Origin of the sequence: Oscillibacter sp. KLE 1745 (assembly GCF_000469445.2) — a bacterium.
Lineage (GTDB): Bacteria > Bacillota > Clostridia > Oscillospirales > Oscillospiraceae > Oscillibacter > Oscillibacter welbionis.
Genome location: NZ_KI271677.1, coordinates 1 through 740 on the forward strand (window position 1 = coordinate 1; position 740 = coordinate 740).

Genomic DNA, 740 nt, shown 5'->3' on the forward strand with positions numbered 1-740 from the left:
AAAGCGCACGACACTTTCTTCTATCAGTACGTCCAGTCCTTCTCTCCGCAGGAGCGGATCACTCCGGCAGAGGCCCATGGAATCGCGCTGGAACTGGCGGAGAGGTTCTTCCCAGACTGTGAAGTTCTGATCGCGACCCACTTGGACACGGAGCATCTTCATTCCCACTTCATCATCAACTCCGTCCAGCCGAATACCGGAAAAAAGCTCCACTTTACGCCTAAGACACTGGAAAAAATGCGACTGGTCAGCGACCAGATCTGCCGGGAACACGGCCTGTCCACGCTGAAGCCCTACCGGCAGGCACAGGGAGAAAAAGGAATCAAGACAGGGGAGTACCGGGCCGCCGTCCGGGGAGAGAGCTGGAAATTCCAGCTTATCGCTGCCATAGAGGACGTGATGAAGAAAGCGGGAAACAGGGAGGACTTCATCCGGGAGATGCGGCGGCGGGGCTACGACGTGCGTTGGGAGGATGCAAGAAAGAGCATCACCTACACCACACCGACGGGTATGAAGTGCAGGGATGACAAACTGCATGAACGGAAATTCAGAAAGGGGAAGATGGAAGATGAGTTTCGAATCCGGCGGCGAGCAGCGCAACAGCGCCTTAGACAAATTGAAGCAGCGGGCGCCTTCACTGACAGATCAGCACCCCAACGTCCTCTACACGATGCCCATGCAGACAGTGGAGCAGTTGGAGAGCGTCCTGCGGAGCACTCTGGCGCTGCAGGAGAATATCC

At 56.5% G+C, this 740-nt stretch carries 1 protein-coding gene; it reads left to right on the forward strand.

The features are described from left to right. Positions 1-81: 81 nt before the first annotated feature. The coding region (locus tag HMPREF1546_RS19830) for a relaxase/mobilization nuclease domain-containing protein (protein ID WP_367646049.1) at positions 82-740 on the forward strand (659 nt) is incomplete at its 3' end.